At 31.7% G+C, this 17,964-nt stretch carries 12 protein-coding genes; 7 read left to right on the top strand and 5 right to left on the bottom strand.

Translation table 11 applies throughout. From position 1 onward, the window contains the following. Nucleotides 1-62: 62 nt before the first annotated feature. On the top strand, nt 63-8,924 hold the full coding sequence (locus J0H68_03000; protein MBN8827657.1) for a hypothetical protein: 8,862 nt from the start codon (nt 63-65) through the stop codon (nt 8,922-8,924). Here the strand turns inward: J0H68_03000 and J0H68_02995 are convergent. Then, nucleotides 8,921-10,528, bottom strand: coding sequence for a ShlB/FhaC/HecB family hemolysin secretion/activation protein (locus tag J0H68_02995; GenBank protein MBN8827656.1), 1,608 nt, complete (start codon nt 10,526-10,528; stop codon nt 8,921-8,923). The two genes, J0H68_03000 and J0H68_02995, sit on opposite strands and share 4 nt — an antisense overlap. A gap of 177 nt (nt 10,529-10,705) precedes the next feature. On the opposite strand from J0H68_02995, the gene J0H68_02990 reads away from it, so the two are divergent. After that, on the top strand, nt 10,706-12,376 hold the full coding sequence (locus J0H68_02990; GenBank protein ID MBN8827655.1) for a hypothetical protein: 1,671 nt from the start codon (nt 10,706-10,708) through the stop codon (nt 12,374-12,376). Nucleotides 12,377-12,401: 25 nt separating this feature from the next. On the opposite strand, the gene J0H68_02985 is transcribed toward J0H68_02990, so the two are convergent. Further along, on the bottom strand, nt 12,402-12,911 hold the full coding sequence (locus J0H68_02985) for a hypothetical protein (GenBank protein MBN8827654.1): 510 nt from the start codon (nt 12,909-12,911) through the stop codon (nt 12,402-12,404). Nucleotides 12,912-13,067: 156 nt separating this feature from the next. On the opposite strand from J0H68_02985, the gene J0H68_02980 reads away from it, so the two are divergent. Continuing rightward, nucleotides 13,068-13,607, top strand: coding sequence for a 5-formyltetrahydrofolate cyclo-ligase (locus J0H68_02980; GenBank protein ID MBN8827653.1), 540 nt, complete (start codon nt 13,068-13,070; stop codon nt 13,605-13,607). A gap of 43 nt (nt 13,608-13,650) precedes the next feature. On the opposite strand, the gene J0H68_02975 is transcribed toward J0H68_02980, so the two are convergent. Further along, on the bottom strand, nt 13,651-14,127 hold the full coding sequence (locus J0H68_02975; protein ID MBN8827652.1) for a hypothetical protein: 477 nt from the start codon (nt 14,125-14,127) through the stop codon (nt 13,651-13,653). 452 nt (nt 14,128-14,579) lie between these two features. On the opposite strand from J0H68_02975, the gene J0H68_02970 reads away from it, so the two are divergent. From J0H68_02970 to J0H68_02960, 3 genes are read left to right on the top strand one after another with little or no spacing between them, the layout of a single operon-like run. After that, nucleotides 14,580-14,792, top strand: a complete 213-nt coding sequence (locus tag J0H68_02970; protein MBN8827651.1) for a DUF378 domain-containing protein — start codon at nt 14,580-14,582, stop codon at nt 14,790-14,792. A gap of 28 nt (nt 14,793-14,820) precedes the next feature. Further along, a complete protein-coding gene (locus J0H68_02965; protein MBN8827650.1) occupies nt 14,821-15,237 on the top strand; it encodes a TraR/DksA family transcriptional regulator in 417 nt (138 codons plus the stop codon). A gap of 15 nt (nt 15,238-15,252) precedes the next feature. After that, on the top strand, nt 15,253-15,750 hold the full coding sequence (locus J0H68_02960; protein ID MBN8827649.1) for a hypothetical protein: 498 nt from the start codon (nt 15,253-15,255) through the stop codon (nt 15,748-15,750). 25 nt (nt 15,751-15,775) lie between these two features. On the opposite strand, the gene J0H68_02955 is transcribed toward J0H68_02960, so the two are convergent. Beyond that, the gene (locus J0H68_02955; protein MBN8827648.1) at nt 15,776-16,036 is read right to left on the bottom strand and encodes a hypothetical protein; all 261 of its coding nucleotides are present in this window, start codon (nt 16,034-16,036) and stop codon (nt 15,776-15,778) included. 188 nt (nt 16,037-16,224) lie between these two features. Between J0H68_02955 and J0H68_02950 the strand changes: the two genes are divergently transcribed. Then, a complete protein-coding gene (locus J0H68_02950) occupies nt 16,225-16,854 on the top strand; it encodes a hypothetical protein (GenBank protein ID MBN8827647.1) in 630 nt (209 codons plus the stop codon). Nucleotides 16,855-16,900: 46 nt separating this feature from the next. On the opposite strand, the gene J0H68_02945 is transcribed toward J0H68_02950, so the two are convergent. Then, a complete protein-coding gene (locus J0H68_02945) occupies nt 16,901-17,944 on the bottom strand; it encodes a hypothetical protein (GenBank protein ID MBN8827646.1) in 1,044 nt (347 codons plus the stop codon). Nucleotides 17,945-17,964: the final 20 nt, after the last annotated feature.

The following is a 17,964-nucleotide window of genomic DNA, read 5'->3' as shown; positions in this document are numbered from 1 at the left end:
TTTTTAACCAGAATATATAATAATATTTCTAAAAGGTTAAAATATTAATTAATTTGTATTATATGATGATTAAAAAACTTCAGAGTAAAACTATTTTATCTAGTTTACTAGGTTTTACAATCATTCTATCAAATTATAATATTTGTTCTGCTAACGAAACTTTATCTCATATTCTTCCTTCCGGTAGCGAAATAGTCCAGGGAAATGCTACCTTAAATTACACACCTACAACACTGGACGTTATTCAGCAAACAAACACTTTAGTTACCAATTGGCAGAATTTCAGTATTAGCGAAAATGCAACGGTTAACTTTCAACAACCCAGTAACGATTCTATTGCAATAAATAAAGTTATCGGCAGTGAAGTATCGGATATTCAAGGTCGCTTGAATGCCAATGGTCAGGTTTATTTAATTAATCCTAATGGCGTTATTTTTGGTGAAAATGCTCGTATAGATGTTGGCGGATTAGTTGCATCAACATTAAATCAAATTGACCATAAATGGGCAGGAATAGGGGATAGTAAAGAAATAATTAATAAAGGCATTATTTCAGCAGAAAAAGGTAATGTAATACTAATTGGTCAAAGAATTACTAATGAAGGAAAAATTCAAGCTAATGAAGGTAAATTAGCTCTAATTTCAGGTGAACAAGTTAGCTTTAATTATGATAATAATGGGTTAATTAATGTAGTAATTGATGAAGCAGCTCTTGATGGAATGATAATTAATAAATCTGCTATTATTGCAAATGGTGGAAATATAATTATTGCAGGAAAAGCTAAGGGTGAATTAATTGGAGCTACAATTGACAATCAAGGATTAATTCAGGCCAATAACTTGCTTGAAAAAAATGGACAAATTATTCTTGAAGGCTATGAAAGCGAGCTTATCAATAATGAAGGCATAATTCAGAGTGAAGGTGGATCGGTTTCAGTTAATAGCGATAGAGTTTATAATACCGGCACTCTTGATGCAAGTGGAATAAAAGGTGGAAATATTAAGATTAATAGCCGTAATATCATCAATCAAGGAAGTATTAAAGCTAATGGATTAGAGAAAGACGGTGGTGATATTACGATAAACTTTGTTGATAAATATATTGAAAGTATTAAAGGTAATATTGCAGCAAACGGCGAGGCTAATGGTGGAAAAATTAAAGTTATAAGTGAAGAAAAAGGTAATTATTATTCTTCAGGTAATATTGAGGTAATTGGTAAAGAAAATACAGGCGGAAGCATTGAAATAACTGCTAGTAACGTTGAATTGCATGGCGCTAATATCGAGGCAAATGGTGGTGATAATGGTGGTAAAATTAAAATTGGCGGTGATTTTCATGGGAAAGGAGAATTAACAAACGCAAATACTACAAATATAAATCATAGTACTACAATATCAGCGAATGCTACACTTGAAGGAGATGGTGGAGAAGTAGTTGTTTGGTCAGATAATAAAACATCATTTAGCGGTAATATTACAGTTAATGGAACAGGTAAAAATAGTAAAGGTGGTTTAGTTGAAGTTTCATCAAAAGATGAGCTTGTTTATGCAGGAAATGTTACAGCATCCGGTAGCGCCGAAGGTAAATTACTTTTAGATCCAAAGAATATTACAATCGATTCTACTACAGGTAGCATTGCTTATTATCAATTAGTAGACCCTTCACCACTTGCAGGCAATACATTTGGCACAAATGTAACCGTTTTAGGTAATGGGAATATAGTAATTGCTGTTCCAAATGATGATGCAATTGCCACAGATGCAGGAGCGGTTTACTTGTATAATGGCACTTCTGGAGCATTAATTAGTACCTTTAATGGAGCAAGAGCAAGTGATCAGGTAGGTAGCGGCGGCATTATAACCTTAACAGGGAATAATAATTTTGTAATCAAAAGTCCATTAGTTAACACCGCTACGGTAACCGATGCCGGAGCTGCTACATGGGGAAGTGGAACAACTGGTGTAAGCGGCACTGTAAGTAGTACAAATAGTTTAATAGGAAATACTGCCAGTGATCAGGTAAGCAGTGGCGGTATTACCGCCTTAACAAACGGCAATTATGTTGTAATAAGCCCATTATGGAATAGCGCAGGTTTCACTCAAGGCGGCGGTACTACTTGGGGGAATGGTAATACGGGTACAGTAGGTATAACTAGCACTACTAATTCTCTATATGGTGCTAGAGCTAATCAGAATGTAGGAAGTGGAGGAGTTGTTGCGTTACCAAATGGGAACTATGTTATTATTAGTCCAAATTGGTATACTGCTACAACTACTGCCGCAGGCGCTGTAACATGGGGCGATGGAAATGGAGCAAATGTTGGTTCAGTATTTGGATATTCTCAAACTGGTAATGAAAATAACAGTCAAGTTGGTAGCGGAGGTGTAACAGTTTTATCTAACGGTAATTATGTTATTTCAAGTCCGAATTGGAATGGATCAGGTACAGCTCGTGGTGCAGCAACATGGGTTAATGGTGCGAATGGTCAGAATTCTCAAGGAAATGTAAGTGCTACCTTAAGTAGTAGTAATAGTTTAATTGGAAGTACAAATAATGATCAGGTAAGTAGTGGTGGAATAACCGCTTTAACCAATGGCAATTTTGTTGTATCGAGTCCTTTATGGGATAATGGAGCAATACTTGATGCAGGGGCTTCTACTTGGAGCGATGGTTCAACTGCCGGAACAAAAACAGTTGGAGTAGTAAGTACAACTAATAGTATTTATGGAACTTCTAATAACGATAATGCTAGTAGTGGAGGTATAACAGCTTTATCAAGCGGAAATTATGTACTAATTTCTCCAAAATGGGTATTTGCAGGTTCAGCGGATGCTGGAGCCGTTACATGGGCAAGTGGAACCTCCGCTTCAGCTAATTCAGTCTGGATGTCTAATACTCAATATGGAAACGCAGCAAGCTATGGTGTGGGTGGAGGTGGAATTACAGTTCTTTCTAATGGTAACTATGTAATTAAAAGTCCAAGCTGGAATGGTAGTAGGGGAGCTGCAACGTGGATTAATGGTAGTAATGGCCAAAATGTTCTTGGAAATACAAAAGATGTTGTAAATGCTACAAACAGTCTGGTTGGTTCCACAGCTGGAGATCAAACTGGTGGAGGCAACGGTTATGCTAGTGGAGTTGTGGCTTTAACTAATGGTAATTTTGCTGTTAGAAGTATTTTTTGGGCGAATGGTGGTACCTCACAGGTAGGAGCAGTAACTTGGAGTGACGGTTCAACAGCTGGAACAAAAACTATAGGAGCAGTTAGTACTTCAAATAGTTTATATGGTGCAACAGCTGGGGACCAAGTTAGTTTGCATGGACTTACAGCCTTAACTAATGGTAATTATGTGGTTTCTTCAGCAAATTGGGATAGAGGTGCAACAACAAATGTTGGTGCTGCAACATGGATTAATGGTAGTAATGGAAGGACTGTAAACAATAACGTTGGTGAAGCAGTTGGAACAACTAATAGCCTTTACGGTAGTACTGGAGGTGATTTTTATATGAATAATGGGGCTATTGCTTTAACAGATGGAAATTATCTTGCCTACGGTTCTGGTACTGATAATGGAGCAATTGCTGGCGCTGGTGCAGTAACTTGGGGAAATGGCTCAACTGGTACAATAGGTGCGGTTAGTACTTCAAATAGTTTAATGGGATCAACTGCAAGTGATGGATTGCAGGGTGGAACAGCTTTAGCTAATGGTTATTACCTTGTTAGAACAGCGGGGTGGGATAATGGAGCAACGTCTAATGCTGGAGCGGTAACTTTAGGTCACCCGGGCGGTGTAACACGAGGCACAATTAGTGCGGCAACTAGTATTATAGGTACAGCTGCTAGCGCAGGGAATTCATCATTAGTTAGAGCAGTAGATGCTCTTAACGGATATGTTGCAAGTTTTCCAAATGACGGAACAGGTAAAGTTTATTTAGGTGTAGTAAATGGAAATGGGTTAACTTATGGTAGATATCCTAACAGTTCTTTAACTTTGCATCCTAGTTTTTTAACTAATACTTTAGATACAGGTACAGCAGTTACATTACAAGCTAATAATGATATAACAGTAAATAGTGCAATTACAGTAAATAATGCTTCTGGTAATGGTGGGGTTTTAACACTTCAGGCAGGTAGAAGCGTTTTATTAAATGCTAATATTACAACTGATAACGCTAATTTAACAATTATAGGTAATGATACTTTAGCAAATGGGGTAGTCGATGCACAGCGTGATGCAGGGGCTGCTGCAATAACAATGGCTGCAGGCACAACCCTTAATGCAGGTACTGGAAATGTTCAGATTATAATGCGTGACGGTGCTGGTAAAACAAATTCTACGAATGGGGATATTACGGTTGCTAATATTACAGCTAACCACATTTTACTTGAAAATAATGGAGCCACAGCTGGTAGTAATATTTTACAAGATAATGCAGCTAATAGGCTTACAGCCACTTCTGTAGCTACTAAAATTTCAAATACTTTAAACACTACTGGTAATATTGGAAGTGCTTCTGTGGCTTTACAAACTTCTGCAACAAACTTTACTGCTTTAACTCAAAACGGTAATTTGTGGGCAGTTGATAATAGAGCTGGAGGAGTTAACATTGGAGGAGCAAATTTTGATGCTACAAGTGGTATTAATACTGGAACTGGAAACTCTGATTTCAGAGCACAAGCTAGCATTAGTAATAATCGAGCTATAGTAATTGGTGGAACTTCACGTTTCGATACACAAGCTAATAATGGTAATATTACTTTAAACAATGGTACTACTCTTACAGGAGTCGCAAGTTTTAATACTCATGGTACGGGTAACGTAAGTTTAAGCAATTTTACTTCTGATTTAAATTTTGGTGCTTCAACTGTGGGAGGAACTTTCGCTGCAACAACTACAGGTTCAATAACTGATAGCGGGGTTTTAGCAATAACTGGAAATGCATCATTTACTTCTACTGGCAATAATAATGTTATTACACTTGATAATGCCAACACTTACGGTGGGACAATAAGTCTTAATACAACAGGTGCTACCGGTAATGCTTCAGTAACAAACACAACTTCAGCGTTAAACTTTGCAGCATCAACAATAGGTGGAAATTTAACCGCAACTACAACAGGCAATATATTAGACACAGGTGTCGTTACAGTTGGTGGTACAAGTAATTTCACCACAAGTGGTGCAAGTACTATCACACTTGATAGTGCAAGTTCTTACACAGGTGCAGTGAGCTTAAATACTGGAACGGGTGCGGCTTCTATAACAAATGTAACTTCAGCATTAAATCTTGGTGCATCAACTGTAGGTGCAGCATTAACTGCCTCTTCAACAGGAAGTATTACCGATAGTGGAGTTCTTTCAATAACTGGTAACGCGTCATTTACTACAACCGGTAACAATAATACCATTACCTTAAATGACGCAAATACATATGGCGGAACGATAAGTCTTAATACAACAGGAGCCTCAGGCAATGCAAGTGTTTCAAATACAACGAGCGCTTTAAACTTTGCAGCTTCTACAATAGGTGGTAATTTAACTGCAACAACAACAGGAAATATATTAGATAGTGGTGTCGTTACAGTTGGTGGAACAAGTAATTTCACCACAAGTGGTACAAGTACCATTACACTTGATAGTGCAAGTTCTTATACCGGATCAGTAAGCTTAAATACCGGCACTGGAGCAGCTTCAATAACAAACGTACAAACTGCACTCGATTTAGCAGCATCAACATTAGGCGGTACATTAACTACATCGTCGGTAGGTAGCTTAACTGATAGTGGTGTCTTAGCGATAACCGGAAATGCATCATTTACTACAACTGGTAGTAATAATGATATTACGCTTGATCAAGCTAACACTTACGGTGGAACAATAAGCCTTAATACAACAGGTGCTACCGGTAACGCGAGTGTTTCGAATACAACAAGTGCCTTGAACTTTGCCGCTTCTACAATTGGTGGGAATTTAACAGCCACTACAACCGGAAATATATTAGATAGTGGTGTTATTACAGTAGGTGGAACAAGTAATTTCACAACAAGCGGTGCAAGTACAATTAATTTAAATAGCGCAAGTAGTTATACAGGTGCAGTTAGTTTAAATACAGACACTGGTAATGCATCATTAACAAACGTACAAACAGCTCTTGATTTATCAGCATCAACAATAGGCGGTACATTAACTACATCTTCAGTAGGAAGTTTAACTGATAGCGGTATTCTTGCAATAACTGGTAATGCATCATTTACTACAACTGGTAGTAATAATGACATTACGCTTGATCAAGCTAACACTTACGGTGGAACAATAAGCCTTAATACAACAGGTGCTACCGGTAACGCATCATTAACTAATACGACAAGTGCCCTAATATTTGCAGCTTCTTCAGTTGGTGGTAACTTAACTGCTAGTACTTCAAGTAATATTACAGATGTTGGTAATATATCGGTGGGTGGTAATTCGTCATTTAGTACATCAGGTGTAGGGACAAATATTACTTTAGATAACGCTAATACTTATACTGGTACTATTGCACTTAATACAAATATTGGTAATGCTTCAGTAACGAACACTACTAGCGCATTAAACTTTGCAGCTTCTACAATTGGTGGTAATCTAACTGCAACAACAACAGGAAATATATTAGATAGTGGTGTCGTTACAGTTGGTGGAACAAGTAATTTCACCACAAGTGGTACAAGTACCATCACCCTTGACAGCGCAAGTTCTTATACCGGATCAGTAAGCTTAAATACCGGCACTGGAGCAGCTTCAATAACAAACGTACAAACTGCACTCGATTTAGCAGCATCAACAATAGGCGGTAATTTAACTACATCTTCAGTAGGAAGTTTAACTGATAGTGGTGTCTTAGCGATAACCGGAAATGCATCATTTACTTCTACTGGCAATAATAATGATATTACACTTGATAATGCCAACACTTATGGCGGAACAATAAGCCTTAATACAACAGGTGCTACCGGTAACGCAAGTGTTTCGAATACAACAAGTGCCTTGAACTTTGCCGCTTCTACAATTGGTGGGAATTTAAGTGCAACTACAACAGGTAATATATTAGATAGTGGTGTTATTACAGTAAGTGGAACAAGTAATTTCACAACAAGCGGTGCAAGTACAATTAATTTAAATAGCGCAAGTAGTTACACTGGTGCAGTTAGTTTAAATACAGACCTAGGGAGCGATATCTCAATAACAAATGTAAATTCTAACCTAGACTTAGCTGCGTCAAACATTGGAGGAAATTTTACAGCTCTATCTGTTGGTGATTTGACTGATAGCGGAACACTATCTATAACTGGCAATGCCGCATTTACAGTAACAGGGGCAGGAAAAAATATTACTTTAAATAATGCAAATACATATGGTGGAACTATTAGTTTGAATACTGTCAATGGAAATGCTTCGGTAAGTAATACATCATCTATTCTTGATTTCGCTGCATCGGCAGTAGTAGGAAACTTAAGTGCAAATACTACAGATGATATTATAGATACTGGGGTAATATCTGTACTTGGAAACGCAAATTTTACTACTAGTGGTGTTGGTAAAAATATAACTTTTAATAGCGCTAATAATTTTTCAGGCACAATTTCTTTAAATACAAATAATGGAAATGCGACAATTAGCGGTACTTCTTCTGATTTAAATTTTGCTGCATCAAATATTGGAAATATTTTATCAGTTACAACTAGTGGGGATATTTCAGATTCTGGAATAATTACTGTAACAAACAATAGTGATTTTACTACAACTGGTATTGGTAAACATATTATTTTTAATAATGCTAATGTGTTTGGTGGAACAGTTAGTCTAAATACTAACGACGGAAATGCTTCACTTACCGGCACTTCTTCTGATTTAAACTTTGCTGCATCAAGTGTTGGCGGAAATTTTACGGCAAGTACTGCTGGAATAATAACTGATACAGGGGTACTAACCATAGGTGGAAATAGTAGTTTTAGTACAACTGGAATAATGAAAGCTATAACTTTAAATAATGCTAATTCTTATGGTGCTCTTATTTCATTAAATACAGTAGCAGGAAATGCGAGCTTAAGCGGTACAACATCTAACATTAATTTTAGTAATTCAAGTGTAAACGGTGACCTTACAATTTCAACTGATGGCAATATTTCTGATACAGGAATACTTAATGTTACAGGAATAAGTACTTTAACGACTACTGCAGGTAATAATTCTATTATATTTGATTCTGCCAATGTATTCGGTACAAGAGTTAATGCTACAGCTAATGGATCAGGTGATATATCATTTACAAATGTTATAGGTAATTTTAGAGCAGGAACTTTAATCGCAAGAGATATTACTATAAATAATAATGGTAGTATATTAGATGGAGATGGAAGCGCTACATTTAATATCGATGCAACTAGAGATGTTAACTTTGATACTGGCGGAACTATTGGATTGTTTACAAATCCATTAAGGGTAAGAGCTGCGCAAATTGCAAGCGCTAATGCTTCTATTAAAGACGCTAATTGTGCATGCGTTACTATTGATGGAGCAATAGGAGATAACACAATACATTATGATCCAACTATTATTGGAAAAGTGATACTTAATGGTACAGTTTTATTTGAAGGTACAACTCCGTGTACAGGAGGAGGCGGTGGCGGCGGAGGCGGTAGTGGAGGAGGTGGAAACCCAGCTCCTATTGAGTATTTCAAAACTATTTTTGCTTATCCTCATTTGTCAAAAGCAGTCACAAATTATATAAGTTTAAAATTACCTAAAGTACTTATTGATGATTTAATTGAAATAATTTCTATTGATTCAATTAATATTGAAAATAATTATAATGATTATAATAGAGAAAATTTAGAACACGAAAGACTTGATTATGATAACTTATTACCAATCAATGCTATTTAGTTAAAATATTTTTTAACTTGAAACCAGAATTGTTTTCCTTTTTGACAAGAACCATTTGATTTATTTAAATTAACTTTTAATTGTTTTGCTGCAGTAAAATCAGCGCTTATTCCTTTCCAAGGTGCAAAATTTATTCTAAATCCAGTCCCCAGTAAATCATAATTATTTTTTAAGTTAGTATTTGATCCTTGCCATCCATTCCATACTTTATTATGTAAACTTAAATGACCATAATCTATAAATGGTCCTAACCATATACTATTTTGTTTTACATTTAAATTATAAATTAACTCACCTCTAGCAAGAAAACCATTATCTGCAAGTCCTTCTTCAGAAGAATAAGCTCGCACACCATTTGGACCTGCAAATGAACCTTTTTCAAGTGGATCTAAATTATTTAAAGCGTGTTGACCGCGTAATAAAATATTGGTACTAAATTTATTATTTAGCCTTTGAAAAAGCTCAGCATTATAAGTAATTTTTGAAAAATTCCCAGCAGATTTTTTGGTTGCCAAATCTTGAACCCTATCTGTTTCATCATTTAATTTTAAATAACCATAATTGTAACTAAAATTTGTTGAAAGATTACCGCCATTTAAAATGTTATTTGAAAATTTACCATTTAAATTCCATTTTCCTGCATTAATATCTTTAGTAGTGTTTATATTAAGAGTTGTAATATTTTTTAGAGTCTTATATTCATATATTAAACCCGTTTCAATTTGAGAGCTTAAGCTTTTAGTAATTGGTTGGGTAATACCTATAGAAACTACATTTGCATTTCCTTCGGGTTTAAGATTGGTAAAATTTGGAATTAAATATTTTATATGTGCTGCCCCTAAACTTAATTTTGTTCCATAATAATTTATAGGGATGTTATAACCTGCTTTGGCGTATAGCATTTCTTCACCACTTCCACCAAATTCAAATATAAATGTATCGCCTTTTTTAAAAGGGTTATAATAATTAAAGAAACCACTTGCTTGAGCGCGACCTAAATCTGGGTTACCAAAATTATCAATTGTAATACCCGCAGTAAAATTCTTAAGACTAGTTACTTTAACTACAAAATTAAAGGAGTTATTATTTTTAATTTTAACAAGGTCACCTTTTACAATTACTCCGGCTCTTTCATTAAGCAATAAAATTATTTTTTCTATGTCTCTTATATTAATAACGTTTCCTTTTTTGATTACTTTCTCGATAATTTCTTTAATTGTTTCATCGCTAATTTTTTGTTGAGGATTCTCAATTATTATATTTTCAATTTTAGGCTCAAGCATAACGATTGTTATTATTCCATCTTTAATAACCTGTTTAGGAACAATAGCTTTAGAAAAAATAAAACCTTTATCTATATATTGCTTTGTAATATCTTCAGTGATCTTCATAATATCATTCATAGTAATTTTATCTGCTTCGATATCTTCAATGCATTTTTCTAAATCTTTAGCGGAAAGTATTGATTCACCTTCAATATTAATTTGTTTAATTTCGGTATAAGTTGTATGGTCAGAAGCGCTAGAAAGCTTCGGAATAGAAATAAGGCTTGTTGTTATGCTTAAGCCTAAAAAAATGGTTTTTATATAATTTTTATTATGCATTGTTAATTAAAATTACTTGTAATTCATATACTTATATTATTAAACATTTTTTCTAAATAGTAAATTTATTTATTATATTAAAAACTAATTAATTTATTAAATTTAATCTCTATAAATATATTTTAGGCTTTAAAAGTAAAAAAAATCATATAATATTTTATAAAAATGAGTTAAAGAATGTCGGCTAAAATAGAGATAAATTTAGAAAAATCCTTAAATAAATATTTTGTAGTTCATGCTAAAGAAGGTTCACAGATTGAATATTTAGCAGATGATATTTTCTATTTTAATAATCAACAACATACTTTTGTTTTACCAAAAATTTTACAGGAAAATTTAGATTACACGCGTGCTTTAACAGATGTAGCAAGTTTTTATACAATTTTTCATGATGAAAAAACTTTTGTAGAATTTCAGCCTTTAAATGAAATCTCTATATTAAAATACCAGTTACTGGAAAGATTGAGAATAGGAGTAATATGTTCTACTAATTATCAAGGTAGTAAAAAAAATTTTACAAAATTTTTTCAAAATCTAAGTGCTTATAAAAGTGAAATAAACGATGAAAACTCGGCATTTTATACATTATTAAATAAATTGTATCTAAACTTTACTAACCAAAAATATATTAATTTCTCTCAAAAGATAGATAATATAATCATTCAGTTAAAAAAAAATATTCTTAATCAAAAAGAATATAACAAATTTGCAAATGAACTTATTGAAACTTTAGGATCAGATTTTAATAACTTTTTTACAGATTTAATCCAAAATGAACAAGAAGTTGAACCCGATTTAAATAATATTGATTTTACAAACGAGGAACATAAAGACTTAACTAATAAAAAATTTGTTAGCGTTAAAATTGAGCCATTTAATAATCAAACTATAGATATTGAAAGTTTTAATCAAAATATTAATTACAAAATATTTACTACTGAATTTGATAAGATTACTAAAGCAAAAGAGCTAGCTCCTTTAAATGAAATAAAATATTTAAGGCATCAATTAGATTTAAAAATTAAAACCTTTAAGGCGCTTGATAAAAAATTATTATTTAACTTAGTTAATTTACTAGAATCTAATAAATTTAAATCATGGGTTTCAGATCAAAGAGAAGGGATATTAGATAGTAAAAAACTTGCAAGTATTGTTACAGGCAATTCACAAGATAACTATTTTAAAAAACTTCAAACTCGAAAAAATTTAAATACTGCAATTACAATTTTAATTGACAATTCAGGTTCTATGAGAGGAAAACCAATTACAGTAGCTGCAATTTGTTCTGATATTTTAACAAATTTACTTGAAAAATTTGGTATTAAAATTGAGATTCTCGGCTTTACAACAAAAGAATGGAAAGGTGGGCAATCTAAGAAAAAATGGCAATCAGAAGGCTCTCCGAAGAATCCAGGAAGATTAAATGATTTAAAACATGTTATATATAAAAGTTTTAATGAAACTTGGCAAAAGGCAAAATTTTCAATAGCTGTTATGCTTAAAGAAGGCTTACTTAAAGAAAATATTGATGGAGAAGCATTACTTTGGGCTTATAATCGCTTAGCAAAACAACCAGAAAGCAGAAAAATATTGATAATAATTTCTGATGGTGCACCACTTGATGAAGTTACCAATATGAATAATGAAAGTCTTTATTTAGAAAATCATTTAAAAGCTGTTATTAAGCGTTTAGAGAAAAACAGTTTGATTGACTTAATGGCAATTGGAATTGGGCATGATGTTACAAGATATTATAGCAATGCCATCAAAATTGATGACTCAAATAACTTAAGTAATATTTTACTCCAAAAAATTATTGAAGCACTTAATTTTAGAGGAAATAAATAAATTCCCTCTAAAATTAGTAATATAATTATCTAATAAGTGTAGTATTCATATTTCCTGAAGCAAATTTTGCTCCTGTATTAATCGCAAATTTTATAGTATTTCTATTTAAGCAAGTTGCAAGTAAACCAGTTATAAAAGCTGTTTTTGCTAAAGCTTCATCACGTGCTTCATTAAAGATTTGAGCTTTTTCTAATAAAGAAAGCCTATCATTATAAAGCCTATCATAAGTATTATTACGGATACTGAAATATGAAATTGTTGCTGCCATACCCTGAATAAAAGTAATTAAAGAATCAAATATTAATGCTTTATTTTTGAGATTACAAGCTGTTATAAAGCTTGTTATAATAAATGAGCTCATAGAAATTGTGCTTACAATTTCTCCTATAAAATATGAATTGTACTTAATCTTACGTTCATCAGTTTCATTTTTCTCAGAAGAAAATTTATTAAAAATTCGATAATAAATTTGGGTAACTCCATATGATATCATGCTTGGGCCGAAAGTGTATGCAATTAAACCTAGTGTAATCATTTTAAAAATCTCAACAATATTAATAACGTTTGTATTTCTACAATATTAACATTTTAATTAAAGTTAAGTTGTTATTAATTATAATTTAACGAATATAAATTTTATTCTTTAAGAAGAATATGTTATTAGTAAAATATCACTTAATATTTAAAATTTATGGAAAATAAAGAAGCAATAAGAAAAACTTATATATTTCAAAGAAATAAGCTTAGTGCTAGTGAAATTGAAAAAAAATCCGTAAATATATTAGAAAAGGTTTTACAGCAATTTTCATTAGAAAACAAAAAAGTAGCCTTATATTTTCCAGTAAAAAATGAAGTTAATATTCTAAGGTTATTATCACTAGTTAATGCGGAATTTTACTTACCTGTAATTCAAAATAATAATAAAGTTCTTAAATTCGCTAAATGGAATGGTAAAGAGGATGAGTTAAAAAAGGGGCAATATAACATTTTAGAACCAATCAAAGAAGAATTTGCTGAAAACCTTGATTATATCTTTGTTCCGATAGTTGCTTTTAATAATGAGAATTACCGCATTGGCTATGGTAAAGGATATTATGATACTACTTTAGAATATTTTCATAAAATCTTAGAAAACAAACCTAAATTAATTGGGGTAGCATATAAAGAACAATTAAGTGATTTTAAAGAAGAGAGGCATGACTGTAAATTAGATGCTATAATTACAGATTAACCCCTTAAATTTTTATTAAAACTAATAACAAGCAAAGTAAAAATTACTTTGAAAGTAATGAAGCTGCACATGATGCTATACTTCTAAAATCAATTTTTTTTGTACAATTTCCAAGAATAATAGGTAAACTTGCTATTAATAAATTTTTTGAAACATCTAAAACAAGTGTAGAAGTTGAACATTCTTTGAATTTTTCTTTTTCTTGCTGAAACTTTATCCCGCTATAAACCAAAGCAGAAGTTAATGGTACAGTGTTTAATAAAGCACTGAAGCCATTAAAGAAGATTGACCGAAGCGTATACAAAGAGGCTCCGATAATGGCGCTATCTAACATAGATTCACGAACAGTGTCTTTAACTGAAGATTGCGGACCGAAATAATTAAGTGTTTCAATAGCTTCATCAAATGTCGTATATTCGCCATCTTTATATGATTTGTAAAGAAAGCTCGCAGCAGTTACTGCACTAGGAATAATTATTGAAGTACTAATAGTAGTGACTAAAAATCCTGTAATAGACATATTTGTTAAACCTCTATTAATTAACAGAAATATAATTAACATAAAAATAGGGTTTAGTAAAGTTAAATTTTTATGATTTTATTTACAATAATAATCCTATAATATATATTATGGAAAATTTTAGCTAATATTAAAGGTTATTATAATATAACAACTTTAGCATTAAAACTCTTAATAACTCTTTCAGTAGATTATCCAGCTTCTAATATATAATTGGTCAATTGTTTAGAAAACTTTCCTAATTTTTATTATTAAAATTATATTTTTAGATAAAAAATTACAATTTTCCATACTCACGTCTTAATATAATTATAAAATTCACGCTAACTTTTCTAATGATTTGTAAATTTAATTATTGAGATTAATATTTTTTTTATAGTTTTTAGATTTTCTATATACTATACTAACTTTTATACTTTTTTTTGTCGTTTAAATTTTTATTGGAGGTTTGTATGAAAAGCGTACGTTTAATTTCTTTAGTTTTAATGATAATTGGTGGTTTAAATTGGGGTTTAGTTGGTATTGCTGATTTTAATATTGTAAGCGCCCTATTTGGCGAGCAAAGCGTTCTTTCAAGAGTAATTTATTCATTAGTTGGGTTATCTGCGGTTTATCATGCAGTAGCACTTGTTATAAGAGTAAATTCACACTCAGCGGCGCACTAAATATAATCATTTTTTGGAGGACTTCGTTATGAATAAATCAATAATCTCTTCTTCCCTACCAAATGATTACGATCCTTTAAAAGATAAAATTTATATGTCACCTGACATGCTTAAATTTTTTAAAGATAAACTTACTAATTTATTAATAGAAATTATTAATAAAGAAAATTCCATCTCTTCAAATGTTAGGGAAACCCCTTATAAACAACCAGATTTTGTAGATACAGGGACTGATGAAGAACTTCAATATAATGATTTTATGTACCAAGAACATGAAGAAAATTTACGTTTTCAAATTGAAGAAGCTTTAAAATCTATTGAAAATGGTACTTACGGATTCTGCGAAGAAAGTGGTAATCCTATAGGAATTGAGAGGCTACTCATAATCCCCTATGCAAGGTTTACTACAGAAGCTCAAGAAAAGAGAGAAAAAGAAAACAATTAAGTTGGAGATAAAATTATGACTTTTGAGAAAATTTTAGAAAAAAAAGGTAAAGTATCTGTTGGTGTAGCTTTGTTAGTGTCTGCATATTATACTTTAAATAACGTTACAGCTAATGGCGTGCCTTTAACTACTATGTTCACTTCTTTTTTTACAGCTTTGATAGGAGCAAATTTAATTTTATCCTTCGTAAGTAATAATATGGGTCCTGATCAAGATAAAGGTTTTATTGGAACATTTTTTAAAGGTTTAACTAGTGTACCTAAAAATAAAAACCGTATAGTAAATAAAACTTTACCAAGTATAGAAGGTCAGGAATTTGAACTTTGGAGGATGGTAAGATTATTTATTTATAGCGCGGCTGGCTTAGGGGCAATTGCGTATATTGCTTCTAATTACAAACCTGAAAATGCTGGAAATATTGTTAATGCATTTGTACCACAAGGAAATGGTGATTTCGCAGGTGGTGATCAGAGAAATCAACTTCAAAGAGATGATTTTAATCGCCTACGTTAAATTTTATACTTAAATTTTTGTGGGTTTATGCTGACATAATTAAATTAATAACATGCCACATAAATCCACAGAAAAATAACACCCCTATTATTCCTAAAAAAACTTTGAAAGCTTCTTTTCCACTAATATCTTCGCTTTTAAAATAAAAAACTAAACTTAAAATAAAGGCTATAATTATGATTATAGTGACAATTTCCACTCGACAATTATAATAATTTGCTGTACCAGTAAGCGCTAAATGGCAATGTGTTATAGAATGCCATAGATAATATATATAGTTTAACATTAAATTACTCTTATTTGTTACTTATAATATTATTAAACAACTTTTCAATTTTTAAAACTAATTTTTTGCACACTTAATTTACTAAGATATTAATCATATGTAAATAATAAAATTTTCTTCAATTTTTTGTTTATATTTTTTAAAAATTATGTTTATATAATAATATCAACTACTTATTGGAGGAAAGAATGAAATCACTAATTTTAGAAAATAAAGGTAAAGCTTCTATTGTAGCTGGAACTGCAGCTGCATGGTTTTTAGCTCCTACACTTCCTATTGCGATTGGAGCTTATGTAGGTTTTTCAGCACTTACTAATGCTGTTTTATCTTTTGTTAAATATAATGAATTTAAAAAGGAAAGACCTTTTATAGACATTTTTACAGAAGGATTAACAATAAAAGTTCGTAAGACACCGTCTGATGAACAATTAAAAAATGTTGTTAATGCGGATGACCAGTTACAGCCACCGGCTCCTGAAAAAAAAGTTCCTCATTTTAGAAATTTATTTAAATTAGCCCTTGCAAGCGCTGCTGCGTTAGGCATAGTTTATTTATTTAAATTAAAACCATCACTTGTAAGAGATTTCTTTGGTTTAACAACAAAAAGATTTAACTTATTTACTCGTGGAAATGCAACCCTATTAAATGAACGTGAAGCAGTTATTAACGTAGCTAATACAACAGTTGATGTTTCTCTTCCTTCAGGTACACAATTTAATACTGTTGTAGCTGCAGACAATGTTATGAGAAATGCACATGATGCAGCAAACACTGCGGTATTAACAACTGGTCAACCAGTAGTTTCTAACGGTCGCTAATTATTTCAATAAAAAAGAGCTGGTACTTTACAGCTCTTTTTTATTGTTACCTATTTAGCTCGGGGCCTTTATTCTTTTTAACTTCAGTTTCTTTTTCTACTGTTTTCACTTTAGTAATTCGTGTTATTTCCATTCCTTCTGGTGTTACATTTAAACCGTAACTTTCAAAGACCTTTTTAACGTCTTTTAAATCTTTCTGATTAATAACCTGCTCTAAATTTTTACGAGTTTGAATTTCTCTTTTAAGTTCATTTTTAATTAATGGGGTTGAGGTTTTTTCAAATTCAAAATCCATACTATTTATATTTTCTTTTTCTTTATTACTTTTCTCTTTTGCAAAAGAAATTTTAGCAATCTCTCTAGCTACAATTCCGCCACTAAGACCAAAAGAAGCTGGTAGTAAAATATCTAAAGGTAAAATCCCACCAATGGCTGCAAATCCTAAACCAACCACCGCACTAATAGCTGCAACTGAAAGCGCTATACGAGAAATTTTCACATTTTGAACAGACATTTTTTGGTCAATTTTTTTTCTAATTTGATCAAATATTTGATTTATAATTTCTTGTTTTTTCTTTTGTATTGCCGCAACTTTTTTTAGAAAAGCATTATAATCTTTATTAGCTTCATCAATTAAAACTTCCTGAACTAATTCTGCTATTTGACCTTTTATATTTTCAACAAATTTAAATTTAGTTTTAAATTCTTCAATCAATTCATGATCTTGATTCAAAACACCATTTGTTAATTCATTTGTTGTCATATCAATAATCGTAGATTTAAATTTTTCTTTCTCCTGCATTCCATTTGCAATGAAACTTAAAAATGTTCCTTGCTCAACGCTGTCCATTGAAAAAATGGTGTTTTGATTTTTTGTTTCGCTGAGGAAACTTTCTAAATTAGTTACATAAATTTTTGCCTTAGTTTCAACTTCCTCATCGGTTAGGTCATTACTTAATGTATTAGCCAGAATTGTAGTAATAATCGATTTAGCTTTACTATCTAAAATAGGATTTCCATTTTGCCCTTTAAAATTATCCGTATATTCAGAAATTGTTTGATAAATTATCGATAAAGCTTTAGACTGCATCAAGTTTTTCTCAAAAAAGT

This window comes from Sphingobacteriia bacterium (genome assembly GCA_017304685.1).
Lineage (GTDB): Bacteria > Pseudomonadota > Alphaproteobacteria > Rickettsiales > 33-17 > JAFKLR01.
The sequence above is the reverse complement of the archived record's forward strand: the minus strand, read 5'-3'. Positions and strand labels throughout refer to the sequence as shown.